This is a genomic window from Chromobacterium sp. FG89 (assembly GCF_057808735.1).
In genome coordinates, this window is the sequence record NZ_JBMDIQ010000029.1 from 1 (window position 1) to 18,366 (window position 18,366).

Genomic DNA, 18,366 nt, shown 5'->3' on the forward strand with positions numbered 1-18,366 from the left:
GAGCAGCGGATTGAAAATCCGCGTGTCCGTGGTTCGATTCCGCGACTGGCCACCAGATATCTGAAAAGCCGAACTCGTTGAGTTCGGCTTTTTGCATTGCGGCGCCGGACGCCTGTCCTGTCGCCGGTTTTGGGGGGCGTGCCATAATGAGGCCATGAAACCGCTGCCGCCTCTTTATACCCTGATCGCTTTTGAAGCTGTGGCCCGGCTCTCCAGTTTTACCCAGGCCGCCGGTGAACTGAATCTGTCGCAAGGCGCGGTCAGCCGTCAGCTGCAGTTACTGGAAGACTATCTGGGGTGCAAATTGCTGCAGCGGGGCACCCGCAAGGTGGAATTGACTCCGGCCGGCGAACAATACCTGAGCGAAGTCCGCTCCGCCCTGGAGCAATTGGCCGGCGCCACCGCCAGTCTGATGCATTGGCAGCAAGACAAGCAGGTGACGGTGGCCTGTTCCACCGCGCTCGCCTCCTTGTGGCTCATGCCCAATCTCTCCGCCTTCCGCCAAGCTCAGCCTGACCTCTCAATCCGCATTCTGGCCAACGATAATATTCAAGAGCTGCAGGCATTCGAATTCGACCTCGGCGTTTACTATTTCCGTCAGCCTCCCAAGGACGCCGATGCGGTGGCCTTGTTCGATGAGCACATGTACGCGGTTTGCAGCCCGGGCTATTTGCCGGCCGGTCCGGCCCAGCCAGCGGCTTTGTTGGACGAGACGCTGATCACCATGGATGGCGGTCAGCGCGACTGGTTCAACTGGCCGCAGTGGTTTGCCGCCCAAAGCATTGCCTGGAGGCCGGCCGCCAGACAATTGAGCGTGACCAACCACCATTTGGCAGTGCAGGCGGCGCTGGCCGGGCAGGGGGTGGCGCTGGCCTGGGGGTATCTGATCGACAGCTATCTGGCCAGCGGAGCGCTGGTGATGGCGTCGGACGCCAAGGTGACGATGAGCGGCGCTTTTTACTTGTTGCTGCCGGAACGGAGACGACCCAAGCCGGCTACCAGATTGTTCGCGGATTGGCTGGCCTCGCTGGCGGTGATGCGGCGGTGACATCGGATGATGGCCTCACGCCTGCAAGATGGCGATTACACGGCTTGATTGATGAGCTGAAAACATAAATCTATCTAAAACTATCGTTTGTCCCGGCTTGGGTTTATCGCCGACACTGGTTTGGCCTGGGTAATAGCCCAGGCTTGCCTGCAAGCCGCGCCGGCATCAGAACCGCCGCCCCAGGGGCGACAGCGGCGGCAGGCTCCATCAAGGAGACAAACCATGCGTAGCCATCATCGCATCCGGCCCCTGGTATTCTGGCCCACCTTTTTGCTGCTGTTGGCGGCCTTGCTGCTCAGCTATCTTGACCTGTCGGTCTTCCTCCGTCTGGCCGGCGCAGCCAATAAATGGATACTGGGCCACTTTTCCTGGCTATTCAGCCTAGCCAGTTTCAGCCTGTTGTTGACCTGTGTCTGGGTCTACTGCTCGCCGATAGGCAAGCTGCGCATCGGCGGTGCGGACGCCTTGCCCTTGTTGGGTCGCAAGCGCTGGTTCGCCGTCACCTTGATGACCACGATGGCGGTTGGGGTGCTGTTCTGGACCTCGGCCGAGCCGATCTACCACCTGTACTACCCGCCGGCGGCGTATGGCCTGCGCGCCGGTAGCGCTGAGGCCGCCAGTTTTGCCATGTCGGCCATGTTTCTGCACTGGACATTCACCCCTTACGCCATTTACACCGTGCCGGCTCTGCTGTTCGGCTTGGTGTTTTACAACCTCAAGCTGCCGTTCTCGGTAGGCAGCATGTTGCGGCCCTTGCTGGGGCGCTGGGTGGGCGGCCGCAGCGGGCAATTGATCGACGCCCTGGCTTTGTACTCTCTGGTCGCCGGCATGGCGTCCAGCCTGGGCACCGGCGCCTTGGCGCTAGTGGGCGGCATCAACCAGTATCTGCCCCTGCCTGCCAGCCCGTTCAGCATCGGCCTGGTGATTGCCTGCATTGTCGTGACCTTTGTCTGTTCGGCGCTCAGCGGCTTGCAACGCGGGCTGAGCTGGTTGTCCAGCGTCAATACCTGGGTTTTGCTGGGGCTGGCCGGGTTTTTGCTGATTTTTGGGCCGACTACTTTCATCCTGGCGTTTGGTCTGGAGTCGTTTGGCAACTATTTGAACCAGTTCTTTCGGTTAAGCCTGTCCACCGGCGCGGCCAGCCAGGATGGTTGGGCGGGCTCCTGGACCATTTTCTATTGGGCGGTATGGTTTGCCTGGGCGCCGATCAGCGCCATGTTTCTGGGCAAGATCTCCCGCGGTTACACCGTGCGGGAGGTGATTGTGATGAATTTGCTGCTGCCGGCCGGCTTCACCGCCTTGTGGATCATGATTTTCAGCGGCACGGCCCTATCCATTGATTTGGGCCAGGCCGGCCTGCTCAAAGGCGTGCTGGAGAGCCAGGGCGTGGAGAATGTGCTGTACACCATCATCCGCCAGATGCCCTTGAGCGAACTGATGGTGGCCATGGTGGTGTTCATCGCCTTCCTCAACTATGTCACTGCGGCGGACAGCAATACCGACGCTATCAGCAATCTGTGCACCGCCGGTTTTTCCTCAGACAGCGCCGAAAAAGCGGGCATGGGCATGAAAGTGGTGTGGGGCGGGGTGATCGGCGTGGTGTCTTGGGTGATGACCAGTTACGCCGGCGGCGTCGATGGCGTCAAAATGATGTCCAATCTAGGTGGTTTGCCGGCCTTGCTCATCATCATGGGCTGCATGCTGTCGCTTATCGCCTTGGTGCGTTCCGGCAAGCTGACATGTCCGCCTTCCGACGCGCCCGTAGTCGTCAAGGAGACGCGATCATGAAAACCGTCACTCAGCTGCCGCGGGCCATTCGCGAAGTGGAGCACTTCACCATCACGCTGGCTGACGGCTGCCAATTGGCCGCGCGGATGTGGCTGCCGATGGATGCCGAAGTCAGCCCGGTGCCGGCGATTCTGGAATACCTGCCTTACCGCAAGCGTGACGGCACTGCCGTGCGCGACCAACTGACTCACCCGTACTTCGCCGGCCACGGTTATGCATGCCTTCGGGTGGACATGAGGGGCTGCGGCGAGTCCGATGGCGACTTCATCGATGAATACCTGCAACAGGAACAGGACGATGCGCTGGAGGTGATTGCCTGGATCGCCGCGCAAGCATGGTGCAGCGGCAAGGTCGGCATGATGGGCATCTCCTGGGGCGGCTTCAATAGCCTGCAAGTGGCGGCCCGCCAACCGGAGGCCTTGAAGGCCATCATCACGCTATGCTCCACCGACCATCGCTACGCCGACGACATCCACTATAAGGGCGGTGCGCTATTGCTGGAAAACCTGGGCTGGGCCGGCACCATGTTCAGCTATTGCGCCGCCGCGCCCGATCCGCTGTTGGTGGGCGAGGCCTGGCGGGAGCGTTGGCTGCAACGCTTGGAGCGGATGCCTCTGCTGCTCAAAACCTGGCTGAGCCATCAGACCGACGACGACTATTGGCGGCATGGTTCCATCTGCGCCGATTACAGCAGCATCAAGGCCGCCGTTTACGCGGTGGGCGGTTGGGGGGACGCCTATCACAACGCCGTCGGCCGGATGATGCGGCATCTGAGTTGCCCGAAAAAAGCGCTGATCGGTCCGTGGGCCCATAAGTATCCGCACTTCGCGGTACCGGATCCGGCGATCGGTTTTTTGCAGGAAGCGCTGCGCTGGTGGGACTACTGGCTGAAGGATATCGACACCGGCGTCATGGCGGAAGACCCGGTCACCCTGTATCTGCAAGACGCGGCGCCGCCGCGGGCCAGTTATGCCGCACGTCCGGGCGTCTGGCTGCGCGACCCGGCCTGGCCCAGCCCGCATGTTCAGCGAAGGGAGTGGGGGCTGAACGCCACGGGCGAGCTGCGGCCGGACATGGCCGGCGAGGGGGAGGCCGCGATTCGTTCGCCGCTGACCACCGGCGCCGCCTGCGGCGAATACTGCGTGATCTGGCTGGGACCGGAGTTCCCGCTGGATCAGCGCCGCGACGACGCCGGCTCGCTGGTGTTCGACAGCCTTGCGTTGGAGCGGGAGCTGCCGCTGTTGGGCGCGCCGACGCTGCGGCTGCGGCTGAAGTGCGACAGCCCCAGCGGTCAACTGGCGGTGCGGCTCAACGATGTGGCGCCGGATGGCGCGGTTACCCGCATCAGTTACGGGGTGCTGAACCTGGCGCTGCGCGACGGTTATCAACAGCGGCGGGCGGTCAGGCCGGACGAGTGGATGGATATCCGGCTGCAACTGGACGATTGCGGCTACCGTCTTCCGGCGGGCCATCGGCTGCGCTTGAGCGTTTCCAGCGCTTACTTCCCGCTGATCTGGCCGGCGGCGGATCATGCCCGGCTGACATTGGACCTGGCCGGCGCCACGCTCAGCCTGCCGGTGCATGATCTGAGCACCGTGGTGGCGCAGCCCTTTGCCGAGCCGGAAGGCGCGCCGCCGCTGGCGCTGAGTTATTTGCGCTCTCCCGCCAGCAGCCGCGAAATCATCGAGGACGCGATGAGCGGCGAGGTGCGCACCGAGATTCGCGACGACTTCGGCCACTATCGCTTTGACGACCATGGTTTGGAAGTGGCGCAAAGCTGCGAGGAAACTTACCGTATCCGGCCCGATCAGCCTTTATCGGCCAGCGGCGTGGTGAAGTGGAGCTATAGCGCCGGCCGCGGTGATTGGCGGGTCAGGGTGGAGAGCGAGTTGAGGCTGACGGCGGATGCCCATCATTTTCGCATTCAGGCGGAGCAAAGCGCTTGGGAGGGGGAGCAATTGCTGCAACGGCGGGAATGGGACGAATGGGTGCCTCGTCAGGTCCAATAAGGCGGAACACCGCAAGGATGGTGAGCGATGATGTGGTATGACTGGATAGGGCTGATCGGGGTGTTTTTCTATCTCCTGGCCTACAGCCTGCTGCAATGGAGGCTGGTGGACTTGAGCGACTACAGCTATAGCGGCTTCAATCTGATTGGCGCGATGCTGCTGCTGATCTCGCTGTGTTACGCCTTCAACTTGGCTTCATTGCTGGCGCAGGTGCTGTGGATCGTCATCAGCTTGGTGGGCATGCGCAAAACCCGCAAGGAGCGTTTGCTGGCCTTGTCGGGCAGGGAGGGGATTTAGGCCGAGCGGGCGGCGGAGGCGTTTTACATGCTGTCCATGGCGACTGGCCGCCAGCTACCTGAAAAGCCGAACTCGATGAGTTCGGCTTTTTGCATTGCGGCTTGCTTTCCTCTTTCAATATATGATTATATATAATATATATTGTTATGTTAAGGAGACGAGCATGAGCTTTCATTACCCTGATTTGAGTGCGGAACTGGGCGCGGAGTTGAGCAAGCTGCGCAAGGAAATCCCGGAAACGATGAAAGGCTTCGGCCAGATGAGCCGGGCCGCTCACGCGGACGGCGCCTTGTCGAACCGGACCAAGGAACTGATCGCGCTGGCCATAGGCATCGCCAACCGCTGCCACGGCTGTCTGGCCTTTCATGCCAAGGCGCTGGTGGAACTGGGCTGCGGTCGCGCCGAATTCATGGAGATGCTGCAAGTGGCCGTCTATATGGGCGGCGGTCCTTCCTTGATGACGGCGGCGGAGGCCTTGCAGGCCTATGAGCAGTTCGGCGGGGAGAGCGCGCCCGACTGATCCCGGTTCGGACCAGAAAGCGCTCGCTCGCATTGATGGGCAGCGCCGCCGGGCGGGCGTATACTGTGCGCTTCTGTTGTCGCGGGAGTTTGATGGTGTATCACTTCATCGCATCCGATCTGGATGGCACCTTGCTGGATCCCAATCACGCGGTGGACGATTTCACCGCCAGCACCTTGCAGGCCCTGCAGGCGCGCGGCGTGCGTTTCGCCATCGCCACCGGCCGTCATTATCTGGACGTGCAGGGCATACGCCAGGCGCTGGGCATCCGCGCTCACCTGATCACGTCCAACGGCGCGCGGGTGCATGATCCCGACGACAAGCTGGTGCATCGCCAGGATATCGATCCCGCCTTGGTGCGCCGGCTGGCGCAGCCGGAGTTCGCCGCCGGCACGGTGCTGAATTTCTATCTGGACGACGCCTGGCTGATCGACCAACCCTGCCAGTATCTACTCAATTTCCACGCCGATTCCGGCCTGCGCTATCAATTGGCCGATCTGGCCGGGCACGGCGGCGAGGGTGTCGGCAAAGTGCTCTACATCGGCGAGCACGCGTATTTGCTGGAGGTGGAGCGCAAGCTGCACCAGGCCTTCGGCGATGAGCTGTACATTACTTTCTCGGCCGACGATTGCCTGGAGGTGATGGCGCCCGGGGTGTCCAAGGGCCACGCGCTGGAGCTGGTGTTGTCGGATCTGGGCCTGGACAAGGCGCATTGCCTGGCCTTTGGCGACGGTCAGAACGATATTGAACTGCTGCGCACCGCCGGCCATCCGCGGATGATGGGCAACGCCCAGGCGCGGCTGGCCGAGCAACTGCCGGATGTGCCGCGCATCGGCAGCAACCGCGAAGCCGGCGTGGCGCGCCATCTGCGCGAGTTGTTCGCCTTATAGCCGAGACAGGCCCTGCCAATAAAAAACGCCAGCGCTTGCGCTGGCGTTTTTACGTGGTGCGGATCGTTTCGGTTCGCTCAGCCTTGAAGCGCCTGAGCCAGGCCGGCGGCTTGATCGCCGACGATCAAATGCCAGATGCCGGGCGCCACTTCCAGCATCGCCGCCACGCCGGCCGCGCGGGCCGCGTCCTGATTGAGCAGCGAGCCCTGCTTCAGCTCCACGCGCAAGCGGGTATGGGCGATGGCCTCCACCTTGGCCAGATTGGCCGTGCCGCCCAGCGCCTGGCGCAGCGCCGCGGCCTGGCCTTGATCCGCTGCGGGCGTCGGCGTCGCCGCTTGCGCCGCCGGAGCCGGCGCGCTGGCCGGGGCGTCGATTTCGGCGTCCGCGCCCGCGCCGCGCAGATAGATTTCCATATCGGTTTTCAGGTTTTCCGACTGCGGGCCGAAGATGGCCTGGATGCCGTTGCCCACCACCACCACGCCGGACGCGCCCATGCTCTTGAGCTTGGCCTGGTTGACCTTGGCCGGCTCCCGCACCGCGATGCGCAGGCGGGTGATGCAGGCGTCCAGGCTGCTGATGTTGCTGCGGCCGCCAAAGGCCAGAACCAGTTCGCGCGCGCGCGCGTCTTCGCTGACCGCCGCGCCGGCGTCGGCGCTCTCGTCCTCGCGGCCCGGGGTTTTCAGGTTGAACTTGGCGATGACGAAGCGGAACACCCCGTAGTAGATGGCCGCGTAGATCGGGCCGAGGATGAACACGTACCAGGCGTGCTTGGCCTTGTCGCCGATCAGGTTGAACATCAGGAAATCGATGCCGCCTTGGGAGAAGGTGAAGCCCATGTGCATGTCCAGGGTGTTGGCGATGAACTGCGCCGACGCCGCCAGGCAGGCGTGGAGGAGGTAGAGCACCGGCGCCACGAACAGGAAGGAGAATTCGATGGGCTCGGTGATGCCGGTCAAAAAGGAGGTCAGCGCGGCGGAAATCATGATGCCGCCCACCTTGACGCGGTTCTCCGGCTTGGCCGAATGCCAGATGGCAATGGCCGCGGCCGGCAGGCCGAACATTTTGAACAGGAAGGCGCCGGACAGGATGCCCGCGGTCGGATCGCCGGCGAAGAAGCGGTTGATGTCGCCGTGTATCATCTTGCCGCTGATCGCGTCCGGGAAGGCGCCGATTTCAAAGAAGAAGGGCACGTTCCAGATATGGTGCAGGCCGAAGGGCAGCAGCAGCCGTTCTACGAGGCCGTAGACGGTGGCGGCGGTGCGCGGATCGCTGACCGCGGCCCACTGCGAGAAGCTCTTGATGCCGTTGCCTATCGGCGGCCAGATGAAGGACAGCGCCACGCCCAGCGCGATGGCGCTGATGGCGGTGATGATGGGGACGAAGCGCTTGCCGGCGAAGAAGCCCAGGTATTCGGGCAGCTTGATCCGGTAGAAGCGGTTGAACATATAGGCCGCCAGGCCGCCGGCGAGAATGCCGCCGAACACGCCGGTCTGGATGGACGGCAGGCCCATGATGGTGTCGGGCTTGACCCCCATCAGGCCGGCCATCACCCCCAGGGTGACGGTGGTGACCAGGTGGCCGATCACGGCGGCGATCGCCGCCACGCCGTCGTTTTCGGTAAAGCCCAGCGCCACGCCGACGGCGAAGATCAGCGGCAGATTGCCGAAGATCACGTCGCCGGAGTTCTTCATCAGCGACAGGATGGCCAGCGCGACGGTGTTCTGGGTGTGGAAATCGGTGGCGCCTATGCCCAGCAGCAGGCCGGCCACCGGCAGCACGGCCACCGGCAGCATCAGCGCTTTGCCGATCTTTTGCAGAAATGCGAATGATTGACTAAACATGGTGGTTCATTCCTTGCTCAACAGCGTAGGAAATAGCGGGCGGCGCATTCGCCGCCCTACATCGCTCCGGATGGCCGGAGAGTCTCGTTTATCGGGCTTGCGCGTTCAGGTGTTCGCGGACTTCGCTCGCCGTGGACAGGGCCAGCGCTTGTTGCGCCAGAGCCTCGCACTCCGCCGCGCTCCAGCGCGACAGCGTGGCCTTGACCGCGGCCAGCGCCGGCGTGCTGACCGACAGCTCGCTGACCCCCATGCCCACCAGCAGCGGCGCGGCGCGCTCGTCGGAGGCGAGGCCGCCGCAGATGCCCACCCACTTGCCGTGGGCGCGGGCGCCGTCGCAAGTCATTGCGATCATCGCCAGCACCGCCGGATGCAGCGCGTCGGCCTGCTTGGCCAGTTGCGGGTGGCCGCGGTCCATCGCCAGCACGTACTGGGTCAGGTCGTTGGTGCCGATGGAGAAGAAGTCCACTTCCGGCGCGAAGCGCGCGGCCATGACGGCGGCGGACGGCACTTCCACCATGATGCCCACCTTGACGTCATGCTGGCCGCTGGCGGCCTGCTCCTCGGCCAGCACGGCCTTGGCGGCGCGCAGTTCGTCCAGCGAGGCCACCATGGGGAACATGATGTGCAAGCGGGTCAGCGGCGCGGCTTGCAGGATGGCGCGCAACTGGGTGCGCAGCAGGTCCGGGCGCTCCAGGCTGACGCGGATGCCGCGCAGGCCGAGGAAGGGGTTGTCCTCCTTGGGCAGCGGCAGGTAGGACAGCGGCTTGTCGCCGCCCACGTCCAGGGTGCGCACCACCAGCGGGCGCTCCTTGCCCAGCGCGCGGGCCACCGCGCAGTATTCCTCCGCCTGTTCCTGCTCGCTGGGCGGGGTGTCGCGGTTGTCGAACAGAAACTCCGAACGCAGCAGGCCCACGCCCTCGGCGCCCTTGGCCACCGCTTCGCGCGCGTCGGCGGCGTTGCGGATATTGACCACCACTTCGATGCGGACGCCGTCGCTGGTGCGGGCTTCCCGCTGCGACATCGCCGCCTCGGCGGCGCGGCGCTCCGCGATCTGCGCGATCTCCGCCTCGGCGGTGGCCAGCTGTTCGGCGTTCGGCGCGATGCGCAGCGTGCCGCGGCCGCCGTCGATGATGACTTGTTCGCTATCGGGCAGGGCCAGCGCGGCCTGGGAGATGCCGCAGATCGCCGGGATGCCCAGAGAACGCGCCAGGATGGCCACATGGCTGGTGGCGCCGCCGGTGCGGGTACAGAAGCCCCGCACCTTGTTGGGGTCCAGCGCGGCGGTGTCGGACGGGGTCAGGTCTTCCGCGATCAGGATGGAGCCGGCAGGCACGTCCAGGCTGGCCTGCTTGACGCCGGCCAGCAGCGCCAGCACGCGGCGGCCCACGTCGCGGATGTCGTTGGCGCGTTCGCGCAGCAGCGCGTTGTCTTGCGCTTCCAGCCGCGCGGAGTAGGAACTGAAGGCGGCGCGCCAGGACCAGGCGGCGGATTTGCCGTCGGCCAGGCCGGCGTAGGTCTGCGCCAGCAGGTCCGGGTCTTGCAGCAGTTCCTGGTGCATGGACAGGATGGCCTGCTTGGCCTTGTCGGTCAGCTGGCTCTTGACCGCGTCGATCTGCTGAGCGGCTTCTTCGGTGGCGCGGGCGAAGTGTTGCTGTTCCAGACTGGCGCCCTGGCCGAATTCCGGCACGTCGAATTCCTGCAGCCGGTGATGATAGACGCGGCCGATGGCCAGGCCGGGAGAGGCGCCGACGCCGACCAGCAGCTCGGCGCTTTCCTGTTGTTGGGCGACGGCGGCGATGGGCGCGGGCGCGGCCGGCGCTTCGTCTTCGGCTTCGCCGCAGCGGTCCAGCAGCAGCTGGGTCAGCTCGGCCAGCGCCTGTTCGGCGTCCGCGCCGACGGCTTCGATGCGCACCTTGTCGCCGTTGCGGGTGGACAAGCCCATCACGCCGACCACGGATTTGGCGTTGGCGGACTGCTCGTCCAGCAGCAGGTGGATGTCGGCCTGGAAGCTTTTCGCCTTGCTGGCGAAGACCGCGGCCGGCCGGGCGTGCAGGCCGGCGGGGTTGGTGATTTCGATTTCCGGGGACAGCAGCTTGGCGCCGCCGGCCGCGGGTGCGGCGGCGGCGGCCGCGCCGGCCAGCTCCAACTCCAGCACCGCGGTCTTGCCGGCCTCGGCCAAGCCGCTGGCGCGGTGCATGGCGCTGACGGTTTCGTCGCCGTTGGTGATGATGATCTGGGTCAGCAGGCTCTGCGCGTTGCGCGCCACCATGTCCAGATTGAAGTCGATCAGCGCCTGGCCGGCGCTGACGTGTTGTCCTTGTTCCACCAGCGGCTGGAAGCCCTGGCCTTTGAGCATCACGGTGTCGATGCCGATGTGCACCATCACTTCCACGCCTTCGGGCGAGGTGATGGTGAGCGCGTGGTGCGCGGAATGGAGGTTGCTGACGACGCCGGACACCGGCGCGAGCAGACTGCAGGAGGTGGGGTCCAGCGAGATGCCGTCTCCCACCATCTTGCCGGCGAACACCGGATCCGGGACGGTGTCCAGGGCGACCAGCCACCCGGAGAGGGGGGCGAGGATCTTCAGTCTTGGCAAGGGTGTGCTCATATGTAACTCCTCAGATCGGGAATTTATCAGTTGTTTTATTACGAGCGTCGGCCTGCTTCTTCATGAGCGGTTCCGCGTGGCGTGCCGGATAGGGTACACCGTACGGAAAGGCCTGTCTTGATTCGATGGCGCTGCGGCATCCATCGCGCGGCAACAGTACAGACGCTTACTGTCCAGCTGGCGATATGATGCCAATATTGTAGTTTAACTACATCGAAATAACGGTGCAGCTTGATGGCAATCAAGAAATTGCGCAAGTAGGAATTCACGTATTTGCACTAGTTCGCGCGGAGACGATGGCGGAGGGACGAGGCGGGCTGCGACGGGGATGGGTTTGGCGTGGAAATGCGAGCGTCTTGGCGGCGGGGCCCGCGGCCGGGCGGCTGTTGCATTTTTGTTATGCGCGAAATGAAAAACGGCGGCCTCTCGAGAGGGCCGCCGTCTTGGAGGCGGTCAGGCGCCGTTGTTTCAGGCCTGGCGCTTGTTGTCGCCGAGGAAGAACAGGGCCAGCGAGCCGGCGATCAGGAAGGCCGGGTATTCCCAGCCGCCGCCTTCGTTGGCGAACATCCAGCCGTGGGCGCCGTGCACCAGCACGATGGTGCCGAGCAGCAGCGGGGTCAGCGCCAGCGCCACCCAGCGGGCGAAGAAGCCGGACAGCAGCAGCAGGCCGCCGCCGACTTCGGCCAGGATGGCCAGGTAGCCGACGAAGCCGGGCAGGCCCAGGCTGGCGAAGTAGCCGGCGGTGCCGGCCGGTGTGAACACCAGCAGCTTGAGCAGGCCGTGGGACAGATACATCAGGCCCAGCGACAGGCGCAGGATCAGGGTGCCGAGGGCGGGGTTCTGGAAGCGGTTCATGGTGGGTTCCAATCAAGTTTGCGATGGAGAGCATTTGACCATGTAGAGAAAACTCAATAAATCCGCTATTAATAAAAATATTGTTTACCAATAGGAAATGATCATGGACCGCTTTTCGGAAATCCGCGCCTTCGTCTGCGTGGCGGAGCTGGGCAGTTTCGCCGCCGCCGCCGAGCGGCTGGAGCTGTCGCGGGCGATGGTGACCAAGCTGGTGTCCAGTCTGGAAGGGCGTCTGGGCGTGCGGCTCATGCATCGCACCACGCGGCGTTTGTCGCTGACCGAGGCGGGCGAGACCTATCTGGGGCAGGCCGGCGGCCTGCTGGCCGAGCTTGACGATCTGGACGCGCGTTTATCGCACGGCGCCAGTAGTCCGGTGGGGCGTTTGCGGGTGTCGGCGCCGGTGTCCTTCGGCATGCGTTATCTGGGGCGCGCGGTGGCGGGCTTTCATCTGCAGTACCCGCAGATCGAAGTGGAGCTGAACTTGAACGACAGGCGGGTGGACTTGGTGGAGGAGGGCTTCGATCTGGGGCTGCGGGTGTCGAATCTGTCCGACTCTTCCCTGGTGGCGCGCCGGCTGGCGCGGATACGGGATCTGGTCGTCGCCGCGCCCAGCTATCTGCAACGCTGCGGCACGCCGGCGACGCCGGCGGATCTGGCCGAGCATCAGTGTCTGCTGTACGCGCTGACCGCGCAGCCTAATCTATGGGATTTCACCGCGCCGGACGGCAGCAGCGGCCGGGTCAAGGTCAAGGGCATGCTGCGCGCCAACAACGGCGACATCCTGACGGACGCCGCCGTCCACGGCATGGGGGTGATCCTGCAGCCGCGCTTTCTGGTGGAGCAGGGCCTGGCGGACGGCACGCTGGTGCCGCTGCTCAGCGATTACGACTGGCACTGCCTGGACTTGTCGGCGGTGTACCCGGCGCGGCGGCACGTGCCGGGCAAGGTCCGGGCTTTCGTCGATTACCTACAGCAGTTTTTCCAGTAGCGGCGGCGCGTAGCTGATTGGCCGTGGGCTCAAAGCCGACTCATGTCGACCGCGTAAATTTCGGCGTCCTGTGAATGAACGCCGCAGTTGTGATTGATCCGCATGCTGTCGCCCAGGAACTCAAGGCTCAGGCTGTCGCCGGTCTTCTTGAGCAGCGCCAACGCGTTGCCGACGCTGGCCAGCTCTTGCCCCAGCGGCGTCTTGTTGTAGTCAAAGTGGTGGACATGGCCGCTGTCTGCTAGATCCGGCGTTTCCCCCTTGCCGCTGTAGACCATCATCGCGTGATCGAAGTGATCGCGAAGAAAGGCGGCCAGTTCGCGGTTATTGCCGACCGGACGGTCTGGCGGAGCTTGGTCGCCGCATAGCCGTCTATGGGCGTCCACAATGGAGCGCGCGCCGTCGGTCGCCGTCTCCCATTCTCCGTCGCCGTTTTTCACGGTGCCGGCGTGATAGGCGTAAAGCACTCCTGCTTTCAGCGCGTAGACCATGGTGCAGCCGGAGAGCGCGCCGGAGTTGAACAGGCAGCAATCGCCGTCCCGTAGCGCGCCGGTGTCGAACTTCACCCCCACCGTGCCTTGCAGGCCGTTGCCGATTTCGATCAGCCGCAGCGTGTCGCCGAACTGGAATTTATTGTAATAGTTGCCGATCGGCGTGCCGGGAATCAGCTCCTTGGCTTTGGCCTGGCCGCCGTGAGAGTACTTGATGAAGTCGGAGGAGACGGCGTCGCCGCCTTTTTTATCGCCCTCCCGGTCGTGGCGGACGCAGTCGACGACGCCGGCCGGAGCGGAGGCCTGGGCGCCGCCTTCGACGGAAAGCACGCCCTTGCCGATCAGCGGAGCGACGCTGCCGGACAACACTTGCGATTTATCCCGCTCGAACAAGAGCTTTTCTTGCGGCGAGGAGGTGGTGACGGTTTTGTTTTGTCTGACGTCCTGCCTGAAGTTCGCCGTGGGATCGCCGTATTTGGCGTGGTCGTGCACGACGCGGCTTTGGCTGATCAAGGCCTTTTTGGCGTGGTAAAGATTGGCTTGCGCGTTTGGGTCCTGGCAGAGCTGCCGGACGAAGGCCTTGGCGCGTTTGGTCTGATCCGGGTGCAGCAGGCTGTGCAGCCGGCTGTTGTACACCACCAGGGCGCCGCTTTTGCTCAGGCCGAATCTCAGGTCTTGGGCTTTGCCCTGCTTGGCCGCCGGCTGTTGAAGCAATTGTTCGTAGATTGTTTTGATGGATATCGGACTCGATATTTTCATCTGCTGTTCCAGGCGGAATAGGGGATGGAGAAGGGCTTTCCCTCGCTGTGGCGCTGGGCCGGCGCGAGGGCGCTGCTTTGGTTTCGGGCCAGGGGTCTGGCCGCGCCGACCATTGCAGCGAAAAAGGCGGGGCCTGTCTTTCAAAAAACGACGACGGGGAGGGGGAGTGTGGAGAGGAGGAAGGCGGGCGCTTAGAGCCTGTTCAAAGTCTCGCGAGCAAGGGCGAGACAAGGCGAAAACGAGCGAAAAAGCGGAATGTGCACGTGGCACATGAGCATTTTGAGCTTGTTTTCAACGCTGTATCGCTGAAGCGCAGCAGACATTGAACAGGGTCTTAGGCCGCTGGCGGGAAAGCGCGCGCTGGGCGCGCGCTTTTTATTCGTGCATCGCCAGGAAGCCCTTGAGACGGCTTTCGATGATGCGCGGGTTTTCGCCGTTGGCGATGGAGACCAGGCCTTCCACCACCAGCTCTTTCAAGGCGACTTCCGAGGCGATCAGGTGTTTGAGCTTGTTGGCGATGGGCAGGAACAACAGGTTGGCGGAGCCGACGCCGTAGACGGTGGCGACGAAGGCGACGGCGATGCCGGCGCCCAGCTTGGACGGGTCGGACAGGTTTTCCATCACGTGGATCAGGCCCAGCACCGCGCCCAGAATGCCCATGGTCGGCGCGTAGCCGCCGGCGGATTCCCAGATGCGCGCCGCCTGTTTGCGCGCGTGTTCGAACATGGAGATCTCCACGTCCATCACCGAGCGCAGGGTGTCAGGCTCCGCGCCGTCCACCAGCATTTGCAGCGCTTTCTTGATGAAGGGGTCTTTTTGCAGATTGATGTAGCCTTCCAGCGCCAGCAGGCCGCCCTTGCGAGCGGTCTGGCTCCAGTTGATGACTTCGCGGATCATCTTGTCGTGATCCAGCACCGGCGGCTGGAAGATCCATTTGAGCATGCGCACGCCGGCGGCGAATTGCTTGGGCGTGCTTTGCAGCATCACCGCGCTGACGGTGCCGCCGATGACGATCATGAAGGCGGTCAGCTGCATCAGGGAGCCGATGTTGCCGCCCTCCAGCGCCTGCCCCGCGATAATGGCGGTCAGGCCCATCAGAATGGCTACAATGCTTATCTTGTCCACGCGAAGTTCCGGTTTTTAATGTTATGCCGCGTCAGGGCGCGGAGGGTCAGAGCCAGTCCTTGATGCGCGCGCGCAGCCGGGCGATGGCCTGGCTGTGCAGTTGGCTGACTCGCGATTCGGAGACGCCGAGCACCGCGCCGATTTCCTTCAAGTTCAATTCCTGCTCGTAATACAGGGACATCACCAACTGGTCGCGCTCCGGCAGCAGCTTGATGCCGTCTATCAGCGCCTGGCGGAAGCCGCCGTCGGCCAGCGCGGCGAACGGGTCCGGCGAGTCGTCGTCGGCGACATTGGCCACCGCGTCGGGCAGCGCGTCGCCGTCGTCGTTGGAAAAATCTTCGAAATGCAGCAAGGTCATGCCGCGGCAATCGCCCAGCATGTCCTGGTACTGTTCCAGCTCCAGTCCCATTTGCGCGGCGATTTCCGATTCCAGCGGCGAGCGGCCCAGCTGGTGTTCCAGCTGGCGGACCGCGTCTTCGATCTGGCGCGAGTGGCGGCGCGCCTGGCGCGGCATCCAGTCTTCGCGGCGCAGTTCGTCCAGCATGGCGCCGCGCACCCGCTGGCTGGCGAAGGTTTCGAACATCACGCCCTGGGCCGGGTCGAATTGGCGCGCGGCTTCGATCAGGCCGATGACGCCGACCTGGATCAGGTCGTCGATGTCGACCGAGGCCGGCAGCCGGGCGATCATCATGCCGGCCAGCTTCTTGACCAGCGGCGCGTAGGCCTCCACGTCGATCTCGGCGGGAGGCGAGGCGGCGGCGTAGCCGGTTCGGCGTAAGGACGGCAAGCTCATAGCGGTTTGACTCCATCCGCCTCGGCCCAGTCGCGCGAGGCGGCAATCAACAAATCCATGAATCCGGTGCCGCTGCGCGGCGTTTCCTGGGTGTCCCACTGCGGCAGCACCGCGGCCAGCTGCGAGAAGGCCATCGCGGCCTCGCTGTCCGGAAACGCCTCCATCAACGGCCGGCGCAGCGTCTGGCTGCGACGCACCGCGTTGTCCATCGGCACAAAGCCCACCCAGCGCAGCGATACCGACAGGAATTCGCCGGTGGCGGCGGACAGCCGGGTGAACAATTCGCGCGCTTCCTCCAGATGGCGCGCGCGGTTGATCAGCACATTGAAGCGCTGGCGGCCGTAGCTGCCGGACAACCTCTTGATATTAGCGTAGGCCGTTGTCAGCGACTCCGCCGCCGGCGTGAGCACTAATACCAAATTGTCGGCCACGCTGGCCGGCACTGGGTCGTGGGCGGGGCTGGGGGCGTCCACCAGCAGCACCGAGGCGTCGCGCTCCAGCGCGGCGAATTCGCTGCCCAGCCTCAGCCATAGCTGGGCGGAGAACAGCGCGCGCTCTTCCGGGCGCGCGTAGAGATTGATCAACTGAATGCCCTGGCGCGAACTCATCATCATCTCGTCCAGGCCGCCCAGGGTCAGCACCTGGCTTTCCAGCGTGGCGGTGGTGGGCACGCCCAGACGGCGCGCCTGAACCTGGCCCAGCGTGCAGTCCACCAGCAAGGGCCGCTGGCCGGCGTAGGCCAGGCCCAGCGCCAGTTCGGTGGCCAGGGTGCTGGCGCCGGCGCTGGCGGAGCCGATGAAGGCGAAACTGGGCGCGCGCGCGGACCGGGCGCTGAGCAGGCGGAGGCTGGCGGCTTGATCCTGCATCGCGCTTACAACCATCCGGCCTGGGCCGCGTTCATGATGGGCAGTTCGTCGGCCTGAAGGGTGAAGGGGGAATGCTGTTGCTGCGAACGCATCGCGCGGTCCACCAGGAAGCCGGCGTGGGCGGCGTGCAGGTCTTCCGGCACGCGCTGGCCGTTGGTGATGTAGAACAGGCGCAGCCGGTTGCGGATGATCACGTCCAGGCTGGGGCCCATCGCCACCGATTCGTCTATCTTGGACAGCACGCAGCCGGTGAGGCCGTCGCCGCGATAGCGGCGCACCACGTCTTCCAGCGTCTGGCCGTCGGCGTTGGAGGCCAGCAGCAGCAGCCTTTCTATCGGTCGGCCGGCGGTGCGGAACATTTCGATCTGCGCCAGCACGCGGGCGTCGCGCTGGCCCATGCCCACGGTGTCGATGAAGACGATGTGGCGGTTGGACAGATCGGCCAGCGTCAGCTGCAGATCGCCCTCGTTCTGGATGGAGAACACCGGGATGCCGAGAATCTTGCCGTAGATGCGCAACTGGTCCTGGGCGCCGATCCGGTAGCTGTCGGTGGTGATCAGCGCCACGTGCTGGGCGCCGAAGCGCATGGTGGCGCGCGCCGCCAGCTTGGCGACGGTGGTGGTCTTGCCGACGCCGGTGGGGCCCACCAGCGCGTAGATGCCGCCGCGGTCCATGATTTCCTTGTCGGCGTCCGCGCATTTCAGATTGTGCATCAGCGCCGAGCGCGCCCATTTGACCGCGACATCGGCCTCGTACTGGGCCGGCATCTTTTCGATCAGCTGGCGGATCAGATGGGCGGAAAAGCCCATGGCCAGCAGATGTTTGAACAGTTCCAGGCGATTGGGCGCCTTGCCTTCCATATCGGACCAGGCGAAGCTGGCCAGCTGGCTTTGCAGCAGGCTGCGCAGCAGCTTGATCTCGTCGCCGATCTGCTTCAGCTCCTGCGCCATCACTTCCGGCTCCTCGCCGTTGTTGGCGACCGGAGAGGCGGCGGGGCGGGGAGGCGGCGCGGTTTGCGCAGGCGGCTGCACGCGCGGGGCGGCGGGCTGGGGCGCGGCTTGCGCGTACTGCGGCGGATAGGACGGCTGGGCCGGCCGCGGCGCGGCCTGAGGCTCCGGCGCGAAGGCCGGCTCGATGCGCTGACGTGGCGCTTGCGCTTCGATGCGCGGCGGCGGCGGGCTGTCCAGCGGCTCCACCGGCATGGCGTAAGTGCGGGCGATGGCGCGGTTGACCGCGGCGCCGGCCGGGGTGGGCAGCGGCGACGGCGCGCGGTTGACCACCGGCGGCGCGTTGCGCGGCGGATGCTTGCTGGAGGAAGTGGCCAGATTGGTGGCGAGGTTGGCGACGTCGGCGTCGGCCACCGCCATGATTTCCACCCCGCCGCCCATGGTGGGGCGGTTGGACAGAATCAGGGCGTCCGCGCCCAGTTCTTCTCGAACTTGTCTGAGCGCGTCACGCGTGGTTTTGCCGAAAAACTTTTTCACCACCATG

Annotated in this window: 15 protein-coding genes; 7 read left to right on the forward strand and 8 right to left on the reverse strand. The window is 64.6% G+C overall.

The genetic code is table 11. From position 1 onward, the window contains the following. Positions 1 to 154: 154 nt before the first annotated feature. The 6 genes from ACODRW_RS21315 (at position 155) to ACODRW_RS21340 (ending at position 6,552) form a co-directional block, all read left to right on the forward strand. Positions 155 to 1,048 (forward strand): LysR substrate-binding domain-containing protein, encoded by an 894-nt coding sequence (locus tag ACODRW_RS21315; protein ID WP_488906646.1) that lies wholly within the window; start codon positions 155 to 157, stop codon positions 1,046 to 1,048. 222 nt (positions 1,049 to 1,270) lie between these two features. Next, a complete protein-coding gene (locus tag ACODRW_RS21320; protein ID WP_107800382.1) occupies positions 1,271 to 2,836 on the forward strand; it encodes a BCCT family transporter in 1,566 nt (521 codons plus the stop codon). After that, a complete protein-coding gene (locus tag ACODRW_RS21325; protein WP_488906647.1) occupies positions 2,833 to 4,845 on the forward strand; it encodes a CocE/NonD family hydrolase in 2,013 nt (670 codons plus the stop codon). The genes ACODRW_RS21320 and ACODRW_RS21325 overlap by 4 nt, the downstream gene beginning before the upstream one ends. 27 nt (positions 4,846 to 4,872) lie before the next feature. Continuing rightward, entirely contained in the window at positions 4,873 to 5,142 is a 270-nt protein-coding gene (locus ACODRW_RS21330) for a CBU_0592 family membrane protein (RefSeq protein WP_107800380.1), read from the forward strand. Positions 5,143 to 5,305: 163 nt separating this feature from the next. Continuing rightward, on the forward strand, positions 5,306 to 5,662 hold the full coding sequence (locus tag ACODRW_RS21335; protein ID WP_488906648.1) for a carboxymuconolactone decarboxylase family protein: 357 nt from the start codon (positions 5,306 to 5,308) through the stop codon (positions 5,660 to 5,662). 92 nt (positions 5,663 to 5,754) lie between these two features. After that, positions 5,755 to 6,552 (forward strand): Cof-type HAD-IIB family hydrolase, encoded by a 798-nt coding sequence (locus ACODRW_RS21340; RefSeq protein WP_199225918.1) that lies wholly within the window; start codon positions 5,755 to 5,757, stop codon positions 6,550 to 6,552. Positions 6,553 to 6,629: 77 nt separating this feature from the next. Here the strand turns inward: ACODRW_RS21340 and ptsG are convergent, their stop codons facing one another. The 3 genes from ptsG to ACODRW_RS21355 all read right to left on the reverse strand — a co-directional run bounded on the left by ptsG (position 6,630) and on the right by ACODRW_RS21355 (position 11,856). Further along, positions 6,630 to 8,393, reverse strand: coding sequence for a PTS glucose transporter subunit IIBC (gene ptsG, locus ACODRW_RS21345; RefSeq protein ID WP_488906649.1), 1,764 nt, complete (start codon positions 8,391 to 8,393; stop codon positions 6,630 to 6,632). Between the two features lie 88 nt (positions 8,394 to 8,481). Further along, complete coding sequence (ptsP, locus tag ACODRW_RS21350; protein WP_488906650.1) at positions 8,482 to 11,001, reverse strand: phosphoenolpyruvate--protein phosphotransferase; 2,520 nt, start codon at positions 10,999 to 11,001, stop codon at positions 8,482 to 8,484. A 468-nt stretch (positions 11,002 to 11,469) separates the two neighbouring features. After that, complete coding sequence (locus tag ACODRW_RS21355) at positions 11,470 to 11,856, reverse strand: DoxX family protein (protein WP_019103721.1); 387 nt, start codon at positions 11,854 to 11,856, stop codon at positions 11,470 to 11,472. A gap of 103 nt (positions 11,857 to 11,959) precedes the next feature. Between ACODRW_RS21355 and ACODRW_RS21360 the strand changes: the two genes are divergently transcribed. After that, the gene (locus ACODRW_RS21360) at positions 11,960 to 12,844 is read left to right on the forward strand and encodes a LysR family transcriptional regulator (protein ID WP_107800376.1); all 885 of its coding nucleotides are present in this window, start codon (positions 11,960 to 11,962) and stop codon (positions 12,842 to 12,844) included. A gap of 29 nt (positions 12,845 to 12,873) precedes the next feature. Here the strand turns inward: ACODRW_RS21360 and ACODRW_RS21365 are convergent, their stop codons facing one another. From ACODRW_RS21365 to flhF, 5 genes are all read right to left on the reverse strand, one after another. Then, entirely contained in the window at positions 12,874 to 14,091 is a 1,218-nt protein-coding gene (locus tag ACODRW_RS21365; protein WP_488906651.1) for a cytotoxic necrotizing factor Rho-activating domain-containing protein, read from the reverse strand. Positions 14,092 to 14,466: 375 nt separating this feature from the next. Beyond that, complete coding sequence (locus ACODRW_RS21370) at positions 14,467 to 15,216, reverse strand: flagellar motor protein (protein WP_081545394.1); 750 nt, start codon at positions 15,214 to 15,216, stop codon at positions 14,467 to 14,469. A 46-nt stretch (positions 15,217 to 15,262) separates the two neighbouring features. Further along, complete coding sequence (locus ACODRW_RS21375; RefSeq protein WP_081545393.1) at positions 15,263 to 16,009, reverse strand: RNA polymerase sigma factor FliA; 747 nt, start codon at positions 16,007 to 16,009, stop codon at positions 15,263 to 15,265. After that, a complete protein-coding gene (locus tag ACODRW_RS21380) occupies positions 16,006 to 16,875 on the reverse strand; it encodes a MinD/ParA family ATP-binding protein (protein ID WP_107800372.1) in 870 nt (289 codons plus the stop codon). Before ACODRW_RS21380 ends, ACODRW_RS21375 begins: the two co-directional genes overlap by 4 nt. Before the next feature lie 5 nt (positions 16,876 to 16,880). Beyond that, positions 16,881 to 18,365, reverse strand: a complete 1,485-nt coding sequence (gene flhF, locus ACODRW_RS21385) for a flagellar biosynthesis GTPase FlhF (protein ID WP_227104722.1) — start codon at positions 18,363 to 18,365, stop codon at positions 16,881 to 16,883. Position 18,366 lies beyond the last annotated feature (1 nt).